The sequence below is a fragment of the Proteiniphilum sp. UBA5384 genome (assembly GCF_002410825.1).
GTDB lineage: Bacteria > Bacteroidota > Bacteroidia > Bacteroidales > Dysgonomonadaceae > Proteiniphilum.
The window spans coordinates 1-11,855 of record NZ_DHOS01000046.1 but is presented as its reverse complement, the minus strand read 5'-3'; the positions used below and the strand labels follow the sequence as shown (position 1 = coordinate 11,855).

General features: G+C 40.3%; 8 protein-coding genes. All 8 read right to left on the bottom strand.

The features are described from left to right. A partial coding sequence (locus tag B4G81_RS08830) for an ATP-dependent nuclease (RefSeq protein ID WP_294081641.1) occupies window positions 1-1,539 on the bottom strand: 1,539 nt, incomplete at its 3' end. A gap of 31 nt (window positions 1,540-1,570) precedes the next feature. Beyond that, entirely contained in the window at window positions 1,571-2,347 is a 777-nt protein-coding gene (locus B4G81_RS08825) for a DUF4391 domain-containing protein (RefSeq protein WP_294081639.1), read from the bottom strand. Then, entirely contained in the window at window positions 2,344-5,142 is a 2,799-nt protein-coding gene (locus B4G81_RS08820; protein WP_294081637.1) for a DEAD/DEAH box helicase, read from the bottom strand. The genes B4G81_RS08825 and B4G81_RS08820 overlap by 4 nt, the downstream gene beginning before the upstream one ends. A 785-nt stretch (window positions 5,143-5,927) precedes the next feature. Continuing rightward, window positions 5,928-7,325 (bottom strand): DUF6371 domain-containing protein, encoded by a 1,398-nt coding sequence (locus B4G81_RS08815; protein ID WP_294081635.1) that lies wholly within the window; start codon window positions 7,323-7,325, stop codon window positions 5,928-5,930. Window positions 7,326-7,496: 171 nt separating this feature from the next. Beyond that, the gene (locus B4G81_RS08810; protein WP_294081633.1) at window positions 7,497-9,083 is read right to left on the bottom strand and encodes a DNA primase family protein; all 1,587 of its coding nucleotides are present in this window, start codon (window positions 9,081-9,083) and stop codon (window positions 7,497-7,499) included. Continuing rightward, a complete protein-coding gene (locus B4G81_RS08805) occupies window positions 9,043-9,282 on the bottom strand; it encodes a helix-turn-helix domain-containing protein (RefSeq protein WP_294081631.1) in 240 nt (79 codons plus the stop codon). Before B4G81_RS08805 ends, B4G81_RS08810 begins: the two co-directional genes overlap by 41 nt. Window positions 9,283-9,349: 67 nt before the next feature. Further along, the gene (locus B4G81_RS08800; RefSeq protein WP_294081629.1) at window positions 9,350-9,691 is read right to left on the bottom strand and encodes a helix-turn-helix domain-containing protein; all 342 of its coding nucleotides are present in this window, start codon (window positions 9,689-9,691) and stop codon (window positions 9,350-9,352) included. A gap of 153 nt (window positions 9,692-9,844) precedes the next feature. Further along, window positions 9,845-11,329, bottom strand: a complete 1,485-nt coding sequence (locus B4G81_RS08795; RefSeq protein WP_294081628.1) for a hypothetical protein — start codon at window positions 11,327-11,329, stop codon at window positions 9,845-9,847. Between the last annotated feature and the right edge of the window lie 526 nt (window positions 11,330-11,855).

Here is an 11,855-nt window from a genome sequence, read left to right as displayed (position 1 = left end):
ATACTCAAAAGTGTGGCTCGCTAAAGTGACTTCTAAATTATTTTTTTTCAATCCTTGAGCTATACTGGCTCTTTCAGATATTGGATTTGCGGCAATAGGGTCACTGTCTGTAATAATTGCACATTTTGAAAAAAGACGTTTTTTTTCATCATCATGGTTAAACAACTTGGCAAAGTGCTCAAAAGCAACACCTCCAATAATTACAATTTCGATTCCGTTCTTTTCCAAGTCAATTTTATGAGGATTTAAAAATTTGCGTGACAATATTGGTAAGAGTATTGCTTCAGATATTCCTTCAACTAAAATCACACCATTCGCAAAAAACATCTGGGATTTTGTCGTATCTAAGAATTTACGGAGATACTTCTTATTATCGTCTGAATAATCGATTTCGCTTAGTGTATTGAAGCAAAATGCATTCACTGAATTGCCTTGCCGCTGTAAAACTTTCACATTCCCTATATTTGATTTAGCCGTGATAGTAGGAGAGTGTGAGGTGACAAATACCTGTAATCCTTGATTCGTTAGCGTATTCAAATATTGAAAAAAAGTATTTTGATATTGTGGATGTAAATGTGCTTCCGGTTCCTCAAGCAGCAAGGCATTGTAAATCTCCAATTGCGGATCTTCACATCTATTCATAAGATCGCCGAGTACAACTGAAGAATAAATTAAGTTATTCTCTCCTAATCCATTCTGAAATATCTCAAAGTATTTCTGGAGTCGAGGTTCTATTGGCTCTGTATATATAGGTCGTCTAATCTCTATTCCTCTTACAACATCAGAAAACTTTCGTCCAATAAAATTCATTTCTATCCGTGGAAACTTGTCCAAAATGCCGGTTCCCCTAAGATGGTCATTAACCTTTCCTTTTCCTTCATCCAATATAAATTTCCAATCATGGTCTGCACTTTCAAATACGCTATATAATCTTTCAGCTAGTGACGTCTTAAAGTCCTCATCTAGATTAATATCCTCATCTCCTCTCTTAAACTTTGTCAATTTATTAAATAGTTGCGCCGTTTTGTTATCATAAGAATAAGGCCTAAGTCCTGTCACCGCATCCCGGAGAGGGCCTAAATAAGTAAAGAAAATCTCTTGTAGTGCTTCGTATGGAATTTGCTGTCCTTCATTGTCACCACCCCAGACGGATCTCTTAAAAAAAGATCTTCTTCCATTCTGATCTAGTGAATATTTGAGGTGAAATTGAATTGTTTGTCGTTCAGTATTTTCGTGGTCTTGTGATATAAAGTCATAAAAGCACTGTCTTTCAATATCTGACTCTATTTCGAAAATAAGATCAAATTGAATCTCGGCATTTCTGTCATCAGGATTTGATGGATTGAGATGAATATCAGACTCCTGAATATAGATATTAGTATCAGATTTACCATATCCCAAACATATTCTTAACGCATCTATAATCGAGGTCTTTCCCGAATTGTTTTCTCCAATTAGAATGTTAATCCCCTTATTCAGGTATAAGGTTATTTCATCAAAAACCCTGAAATTCCTAATTCTTAGCTGACTTATATACATACAATTGGATTTTATATTTTTAAATCGATAACTATTCATCAAAATTATAAGATGATTCTTCATTTCCCTTAAGCCTCATACAACATTCAATTTCTTGATCCTGCAATTCTCTCAAAAGAGTATTTAATTTAATTACTTTATTAAATTGCGTTTCGCATTTTAACTCTCTGATAATCGTCTGCTGTTCAATCCTATTAAGCTTTAACTCTACAATTATATCCTGATAATAGCCTAAATCAATTGAGCTCAGCTCTAAAAAGCAATTTGCTTCTTCTGATATGGTCAACATCATCAATCTATTGTTCAGTATATCAAACAAATCTTTCAATGACATACAGTTGAATTTTGTCATATCAAGTGAATGAAGCCACTTGTGAATAATTGAATTGTTTTCTAAAGTAGAAAAAAAGCGAGTCATGTGTTGCTCTTCAATTACCCGTTTGCTTTTATCGGCCTGGTTGATTCGCTTGATACACCAATTGACACAATAGTTCTCCTGATAATTCAGGATTAAAAACATAGGTGACGGAAACGCTTTCTGTACCATCCCTGCGATAGCTGATGCCTTGGCTTGATTCTTTATATTTACTACAGCAAAAATGATCTGATCGTAAGAAAACTCATCGTCAATGTAGGATGCAACACCGACTGTACGGGTTTGCAACAAACCTTTCATCACAATACGGTCAATGTCTTCACGCAGAATTCGTTTTTCAACAGATGACAGGGCAACCTTTTCAGCAAAAAGCTTTTTGCTAATGGGCATATCAATCTGTGCCTGAGCCGGTATGTTGAAATAATCGATCATTTGCTTTTAATTATTACAAAAGCCACAATATCAAAATCACCTTGTGACGTTACTCCTTCTGCGTTCAAAGAGATTAGTTCACTCGAAAAGAATGAAGCAGCACCGACTTCCTGTGACTTCCCAATTACGCTCTCAATTGCCAACTTAAATGCAGAAGCATAACTATTCATAGAGGAGTAGTTCTTTGTTTCTCTCTTCAGGTTTTGAGCTAATTCGGTTAACACATCTGTAGTTCCATAGCAAAGTTTTTTAAGATAGTCCAAACAACGTTTTCCTTGCATATAGCCGAGAATTGTTGAACCATCTTCACCCATATAAACTAAATAATAGGGAGAGAGCAAACTAATGCCTTTTTGCTCTACTGTGCTTCGCATACAAAAAACTGTTCCAGGAAGAATTTCTTCGTCGTTTGTTTCAACGACAGTATGGATCCCCAATGGGGTTGATTTCAACTGGTCGAGATGTTTGTTTTCGTATTCGAAAATATCCATCCGGAAATCATTCAGATTGGTATCTGTAATAGTGATGCCTCCTTGTATATCTTCCAAATCCAACACAGTATTCTGAAGTTGTTCCAACTGCTTTCGGCGATACTCCAGATCTGTCATTTCGTCTGTGCCGTTCATCTCGATAAGGTTTTCCTCACCGGTTGCAGAAATATCGAGCAACACCATTTTCCCCTTTACACGACTCTCCAAATTAATATACTCATTCAATTCCATGTTTGGCCAAAAATTGACCAATTGAACCAGACCGTTTATAGAACCCAGGCGATCAATTCGGCCAAAGCGTTGAATAATACGCACCGGATTCCAATGAATGTCGTAATTAACCAAAAAATCGCAATCCTGAAGATTTTGTCCTTCAGAAATACAGTCTGTAGCAATGAGAATATCAATCTCTCCAACTGCTTTAGGAAAAGTTTTATGACGTTCCTTTGAATGTGGTGAAAAATGAGTCAGCAACTCATTCATGTCTTTGCTTTCAATGTTGGGGAAATTGGTTCTATTTGTTCCACTTCCCTTGATGAGACATGCGTATAGACCATAATTTGACAAACCCCATTTAGATATCTCCTGGTAAAGATAATTTGCCGTGTCAGCAAACGCGGTAAAAATAATTAACTTCTTATTGTTTTCATTGATCGGATTTTGAATTTTATCAGTAATGAGTTGTTTTAATCGTTGTAGCTTCTCATCACGCTCCTGGTTGATAGTTTCCGCGCTCTCCATTAATTTCTTCAGCTTATCGCGATCATACTCCAAGGCCTGTTTCCATTTGATCAGATTTATGTCCTGAAGCAGAACTTTAACCTTGTTGCCCACCAAAGCTTCGTTATCGTCATCCTCAATATCGATATCCTCAATGGTTATCGTCGAATCAGCAATTTCATCAACATGATCTATCTTGTATAATTGGTCTTCGACTTGAGCTAATAGAGCCTTGATGCTAAGACAAAATGAAAAAATAGAACTCTCCATTCGCTTCAGATAATTGACCCGCATCAAATGAATCAAGCTTTCCTCACGGTCGACTTGCTTAAATACACTACCTGAATTCAGTTTATAGTCGTATTTGGCTTCATACTCTGCAACCTTATCTGCTCTCAAATAGGACATCGGAGAAAAGTTGGCCAGATTCAATTTACGTATAGCATTGTTAATTTCCCTCAGCGAAGGAAAAAGATGCTTGCTGTCTATGTCAGTTTTTATATTAATCGGTTTCAAGCGAGTAGGGAACTTACCCACATCGGAAGAATGATAATACTTGGTTATATGCTTTCGCGACCGGGCAATGGTGAGCATATCCAACAACTTGAAATATCGGTTATCTAAACGATCGAACAAAGTATTAATATTACGGTCCGTACTTTTGGTCCAATCGGTAAATTGTTTTTGTGCCAACTTCATCACGTTGGTAATATTGTTAATACCCTCATCAACAAATGCCAAATCATTCCCTTCCGTTATGAATGATATCTGATTTTTCAGGTCGTTCATCCGATTGTTCACGGGTGTAGCAGACAGCATCAACAGTTTTGTTTTCACTCCCTTCCGTATGACCTCGTTCATCATTTGTGCGTAACGTGTCATTTCACCCTTTGCCGGATTGTTGTTTCTGAAGTTATGAGACTCGTCAATGACAACCAGATCATAATTGGACCAGTTGATAGCTGCCAAGTCAATAATGCCGGATTTACCACGTTTGCGCGTAAGGTCTGTATGATTCAATACATCATAGTTGAATCGATCGGTGAGGAAAATATTTCGTTTATCGTTTTGTGTATAGACAGTCCAGTTGTCACGGAGTTTTTTGGGACAAAGCACCAAGACACGATCGTTTCGGAGCTCATAGTATTTGATGATAGCCAGAGCTTCAAACGTTTTTCCCAATCCTACACTATCGGCAATGATACAACCTCCGTATTTTTCAATCTTTTCGATGGCTCCCATTACACCATCTTTCTGAAACTTGTATAATTTGTTCCAAATTTCCTTTTCTTTAAATCCTGTTTTGGTCTTTATTAGCTTATCACCTGAAAAATCAACAATAGCATAATGAAATAAATGGTGAAGAATGAAGTGATACAAGAAATCGGGAGCGTAATCTTTATATCCCTTATAAAGCTCATTTCTAATTGATTTAGTGATATCTGTGCTCTTTAATTTATCATTCCAAACGTTATTGAATATTGTTTTCAACGGGAGAATATTCTCATTTCCTTCCTGAAGAATATGATATTGTGAATTTTCAGAACTAATCGTCCCAAGTGTGGCTGAATCAAAATCAGACATACCATTATTAATCACACAATCAGCAATTTGATTTTGAAGAAAAATCAATTTAAAACCAAATGTGGTTGGAGATAACAATGTACGGATGTTACAATGTTCAAACAATTTCGAACATTCTTCAGAGGCGTGTCTCAATAATAGCTTTCTTTTCAATTCCCTTTCTGCAGGAGTTCCCCAAAGCGTATCTTCAGTAGTTATTGAAAGGCTTACAGGAGATTTTGAGATTGTGTTGTTTAATAGTAGGATATTCAGTTCTTTGATATTTTTGAACTTTTCCCTAAGAAAATAAAAAGCGTAAATACTGAACATGCCAGTACTTACAGAAACAGTGGTTTCGATATTGATTCTTTTATTTAGCTCACTTTCAACTGTACGCCCTTGTTTGTTATCAATTAATTCCATGGTATACAACACTGATACTTGTTTCTATGCTTTGTAATTCATTGAAAAACTTGGTTTGAGATGCTATGATAAGTCTATTGATAAAATGAATTCTTAAGATAATTAGATCTTTCTTGAGATTAATTATATCAAACACAGATAATCGATTCAACGAAAAACAAAGATAAGAAAAAAAGACCTTATCAATTATAAAATTCAATTATCAAAGCAATATACATTCTCGTTCGTAACACAAAAAAAGCTCATACTTTTGACAACTTGTGTCACAGTAGTTAAATATCAATAAAAATCAATGATTAACAAGTTGTATTAGTGTTATGGCTGCTGGTATGGTTGCTTGGTCACGAATATAATTGGAATTAGGGTGCGAAATATTATTCAGCTTACTGACATTCGACCAATTGAAATTCGTAGATGAGGGTTAATAGTGAGGAGTTGAGATCAATCATTTGTTGAAGTGTGGGGCTGAATGGTGCGGTCTTTTGAGGTGCTGGATCGTTTGTAGTTTGAGGTTGGGGAGTTGGAACGGATGTTTTTACGAGTTGAGGTTTTTTATTGTGATGGTTTGGATCTTCGGCGGCTGATGATGATGCAGATTCTGATGTTGAGTTTATTGCCTGTGGTGTTTTTGAATATTCAACTGCGAATTTTGAAAGTTGGTCGAGGATGTAGTCGGCAATGTCGTAACCGTCGTGGGATTGCTGGGGAGTTGCGTGGGTTTCTACCAAGTAGGAGATATTGATTTGACAGAAGATCTCGTTGCGGATCTCTTCTTTCTTCTTGTTCCATTTCTCGAAACAGCCGGCATCGGGGAAGAGAACGATGTTGCGGTCCCGAAGAACGGTTGATTTTTCTGCTGTAATGCCGTTGAGGTTCCCGGCCGCTAACCAGATATAGTTACCAAACAGCATGCTCGCGATGATGGCAGTCTTCTCTGCCTCAACGATTGCAACCGGTTTGCAGGGGTGCAATCGCAGCAGATGTTCTCCGAAATAGCATTGAGTGAGTTTGAAGTCGGCAAAAGTGGGATCGGTTTTCTTCAGCTTGTTGTGCACCCAGTTGATTGCACCGGATATGTTTTTGATTCGTCTGCCGGTCTCAGGGTTATATTGCATGATCTTACCGGTGCGGACCTTCCCATTGATATCGATCTGCCAGAAGATTACTTCGTTGTTCTTCGTAGCACCCAGGGAGTATTGATTGATTGCTTCGTTGATCTGCTCTTCACTAAAATGTTGCTGAAGGAAGCAGACGAAATGGGAATTGCAGGAAACTGATTTCTCCACAAGATAGTTAGGGATAAGATCGAACTCAACCGGATTTATTTGGGGATAATTTGGGGGAAACAGTACTGGATGGTGTTTGGGTTTGGGGAATCCGGGGTGAGGAGATCTGCATTGAGAGAATCCGGACAGTGAAGATTCTGTATGAGGGGATCCTGGATTAGTGGTTTCCAGATGAGGGGTTCCTCCGGGATGAGCGAATTCATTTAGAGGATTTGCTCCGGATGGAGCTGACGTTTGTTGTGAGTGGTTATTGGAAATTTGGGTCTTTGATTGGGTGTTTTTACATTCCGGGTGCTCATCGAAATATTGTCGTGGGGTGTAGTGGTATCCGCACTTGATCTCGCGGTTGCATATGCCCACGGTGGGGTGAATGGGCTGTCCGGTGTTGCCGTTGAGGTAGAGCGTGAAGGCGTACTTCGTCTTGCAGGTGGGGCAGGTGTGCCGGGTTGACTTACCCTTGTAGGGTTGCAGGTAGGGTCTTTTGTAGATCGACATAAAAAAAAGATTGTTTATTCAGCTACACTTTATTCACTTCGTTCACTAAGTCGGACAAGTTCGTTTTCATAAACAGGCAAGTTTGCATACAAAGTCGGAGAGATTCGTTCATTGATTTGTGTAAAAGGTGAAGCAAATGAACGACGAAAAAAAAAGTATTTCTTACCCAAACTAAAAAGGGCTGTTGCTGACATAGACCACAATGCCAAAATTCTTTCTTTCGATGATTATCTCCGCATTGCGGAGCCTTTCTGAGAAGTTCCTTTTGGAAACGGGATGGTAGCTGCCATCGAAACAGAAGGACTTGTACTGGTTGTAGAGATCCTTCAATTGGATAAAGGCATCGGGGGATTTCTGATACCCTTCCTCCTCCAGGAAGAGGATCACCGAGTTGGAGACCTTGATGTAGTTCTCGAGCGTTTCCTCCACCGCATCGCTGTGGGTGAACTGCTTTTGTTGCAGCAATCGTTTCAATCCCTCCAGGACCCAGTTGAATACTCCTGAAAGTTCCTTACGGATGATCTTCTGCGCCAGCTCCTTGTCCTGCTCCTCCTCGGGAATGGTGACATCGAACGGGATGATGAGGAAGCGGCGGAAGAAGGCATTGGTCTGCTCTACCTCCCTGGGTAGTTCGTTGCAGTTGAAGATCAGCTTCGCATAGTTGGTCAGCGTGAAGGGTTCACCGTAAGGCAATCGTGCTTCGACCGGTTCACCGGAGACCAGCTGCTTGAAGATGGATGCCTCGAGCTTGCCGTTGATCTCACTGGCGTAGTTGACCAGCCTGTTGGCCAGCATGGCCCGGTAGTATCCATTCTCGTTTGTGAGGTTCTGCAGAGAGTAACTGCTCACGTTCTCGGTGCCCCCCAGGAGCGCATTCACCACATCGAAGAAAACCGATTTGCCGTTCGCTCCTTTGCCGTAGAGGAGCAGGGCTTTCTCCAATTTGAGTACCGAGTGTTTGATGAAAAGATATCCCAGGTACTCCGCCAGGATCATCTGCCGGCCGGTATCGGGCAGGATCCGGTTGAGATACTTCTTAAAAATCGGGCAGCCGGCAGCTTCATCGTAAGAGAAAGGGAGCATATAGGTCAGGAAATCGTTACGGTCGTGTCGTCGCAGGGTATACTTTCCCTCATCAATCTCGAAGGTACCATTTTTGAGGTTGATCAGCACGACCTTGTCGGATTGCGGTGGCTTTGGCAGGTTGGCTACCGCGAGGAACTGTTTGAGCAGTTGTTCACGGAAGGTGTAGAGCCGTGCATCGAATCGATCGACACCCATCTTCTCGGCGGCAATTCCCAGGAACGTCTGGTATTCGATGTTGTCCAGCAGGTTCCAATAATCCCCGTTGTAGAGATAGATGAAGTCGTGGTTGCGACAGATACCCCAGTTGTTCCGGTTGGCCGTCTCGAGGATCTTCTCGATGCAGGTGACCAGGTAATGTTTTTTATAAAGCTTCTGTTCCTCGTTGGTGAACTCCGCCACCTGTCGGAAGTCCACCTGATCGATCTGATCGAAGAGAGAGTTGAGGATCTTCGAATGATCTATCTTCAATCCCTCCTCCTTCTCCCGGAACTGCATTTGGAACATCTGCAGATCCATTTCCAGCAATTCGATGAAACCGGTACCGTTCAATTTGGTGTGGTCATTGTGCGGGTTTGCTGGTACATCATCATGAAGAAATAATGAAGTTGATTTGGGTGGTAAGCCGGATTGTTCATTGGGTAGATTCGTCATTGTCAGCCTCCCTTCTTGCAATGTAAAATTTGTTGAGTAAAGCCAGGATATCTGATTTCCGGTAGTAGAATTTGTTGTTGATGCGCGAGTAGGGCAACAGACCATTTGTTCTCCAGGTCTGCATTGTGCGGACGGAGACATGGAGCTTCTGCATGACATCCTGGGCATCGATCCAGTCGTTCCACTCGTCGAGGTCGTCGGGTTGAATGATTTCGGTCATAGTCATCAAGATAAATTCCCCCTCGTTTTATTCATTGGTGTATTTTTTCTGCTGCCCGGGATCATGGTCATTTCCTTCGATTGTATCTGCGTACTTCGGGGAGCTGCAAAGATACTTTCGGCTTGTCATCTGCAAGGAGCCACTCATCGATTTCAGACTTCAGAAACTGGAGTTTCTTCCCCTTCTTGTGGTAGGGAATGAATTTGGAGCAGACCCAACCATAGACAGTTTGTTTTGCCGGTTTACCCGGAAGATATTCACACAGCTCATCCACATTCATCCATTGAACCTCATCCAACTTCTTGCCGGTGAGTGATTCTTCAATCATCAATTCCAGGGAGCTGATCTTATCGATCAGGACTGCAACCGCAACGGGCAGTTCATTAAAGGTAATCTCATTGTTATCCATAGTTTAAAAAAGGCATTAATTGATTCACCCTCGTGCCAATAGAAAAGTGAATCACTGCCTCAACGGTGAGACAGTGGCACAAATATAGATAGGCAAAAAAAGGTTGTAGCTGTTTATTTCGTACAGGAGTAGTACTAAATGGTTAATTTTCAGCTATTCTTTAATATCATTTAATATTTTCTCTGAGATCGTCGGGAACAATTCAACAAAAAAAGAGGCGACATATCGCATATTCTTGTGTGTTTGCTTGTTAAAAAAATCGATATTAAGTCCGGATCTGATATTTTGCTGGCACTTGCCTGTCAACTGATGGATAAATTTGGCCCATGCCGTTTTGTAGCTGTTATCGAAATTGACACCCAACTCGTTGAAGAGGTAATAGAAGACAAGCACCAGCTGTGGTACGGTCATTCCTTTGGGTGAATCAAACATCAGAGTATTGGTTTCATCAGCATTAATTACACCATCGTTGTCTTGAATCGAAGGTAGTTGCAGCAAGGATTCTTTCAGCTTCTCAATTTCCTGATCTTTCTGATTGATTTTCGCTTTCAGTTCCATGTTTTCATCCAGGAGAGCCTGCATGTCACAGGTATAGTCGGCCACGTTGTCATTCACCACATTCGAAATGACTGTTTCACGGAGTGAGTTGAAAAATGAGTTGAGGTCGTAAATGAAGATGTGGGGATTCTTCTGTTTCTCATCCCGGTACTTCATCTCGATGAGTTGTATAATGCACAATCTTTGCTCCTGGTTGAAAGCTTCGTGATTTACCCAGAGGGAGATGATTTCATAGTTGAATAGCTTGGTGGCTTTCACCCAGTTTACTTCCTCCAGCTTCAATTTGTTGATTCTGCTGAGGTAACAATCATCGATCCTGATGTAGTGTTCATCATCATACTCATTGATTTTGTCAGCAAGCAAAGCCAATTTTTTAATTTGGATATCAGACAGATCATAGGTACAATTGAAGATGAGGGTTTGCAAGATATCCACAATGGTACGTTCAAGTTCTTTGTTGTTGAGATAAATGTTCTTGATCAGATATTGTGCTTTGAATGGTTCGTTAAAAAGAATTCTGACCCGGTCGAATAATTCATACGCTTTGTTAAATGCAAATAGCCAACAATCCTCATCAAATAAAAGATAGTCCTGCAAGTCATTGTAGACTTCAAGATTGTACTTATAGAGTAGGAAGTCGGAGAGATTGGTTTTGGGGTAATCATCCCTGTATTTTTGACATTCCTGCTCGATCTGTTGAGTTGAAGTACCATTTTCATCCCTAAGCTTATAATCGATCAGCGTGAGTAGATCGTCAAATATCCTCGCTTTCGATATTATGATATTGTGAGCGAATAGAAAAGTCTTGTCACTATTGATGACTTTTAAGATGCTGAAGCGGATTTGACTGGCGATTGAACAGTCGATTGCGCTCTCCAGGTTCATATCAGTCGCAGGGGGACCACCTGTGGAGTTTGAAGTCTGATGATCTTGCAGATCGGTGAAGAGGTTTCGACTGCAATATTCTTCGGTTTTTTGCCTGTTGTTTCTCAAAGGATAAAGATCGTAGATCACTTTTTTAACCTGGTCGTAATAGGCTAGCTTCTGTTTGTTGACCTCTAAATATTCTTTTGCTCGCATTGCTACATTGTGATGTTCGACATGAAATCAACTTATCAATACTCAGACGAGATGTCCGAATAAAAAACGTAGATAATTCCTGCAGAGTGGAGAGGCAGGAAAGGATTCATCGCAATTTCAACAACCTGACGACTCGTCAAGAATGCGAAAGGTTATCGCAGCAGACTGTTTTGACTGATTCGGTCGTTGAGGAAAATCAGACAACCCCAAGTTCCGTTTAATCCTTACCAATCGTTTGTGTATCGTTGTGCTTGTATATCATACAAATGTAATGATAATTGGTTAATATGTTGGAAATGATGGAATGAAAAACGAAGCAACGAAAAGTTTTGATGAGTGGGATGGTTGGAAAGGGCCGTTTCATCTACAAAAAGTGAATGAATCCTGATACGGTTGATTTGTTGTTGGTGGTGGGTATTTATAGATGATTCAGTGAGAAAATATGACTAGAATATGACTAAAACGAAAAAGCACCCGCCGCTTTAGCGACAAGTGCTTGATTTTGAAGTGACCCCGGAGGGGCTCG

Coding starts and splice junctions, on each gene's coding strand:
- B4G81_RS08805 (WP_294081631.1), bottom strand. CDS start 9,282: ATGACCGAAATCATTCAACCCGACGACCTCGACGAGTGGAACGACTGG.
- B4G81_RS08815 (WP_294081635.1), bottom strand. CDS start 7,325: ATGTCGATCTACAAAAGACCCTACCTGCAACCCTACAAGGGTAAGTCA.
- B4G81_RS08800 (WP_294081629.1), bottom strand. CDS start 9,691: ATGGATAACAATGAGATTACCTTTAATGAACTGCCCGTTGCGGTTGCA.
- B4G81_RS08795 (WP_294081628.1), bottom strand. CDS start 11,329: ATGCGAGCAAAAGAATATTTAGAGGTCAACAAACAGAAGCTAGCCTAT.
- B4G81_RS08825 (WP_294081639.1), bottom strand. CDS start 2,347: ATGATCGATTATTTCAACATACCGGCTCAGGCACAGATTGATATGCCC.
- B4G81_RS08820 (WP_294081637.1), bottom strand. CDS start 5,142: ATGTCTGATTTTGATTCAGCCACACTTGGGACGATTAGTTCTGAAAAT.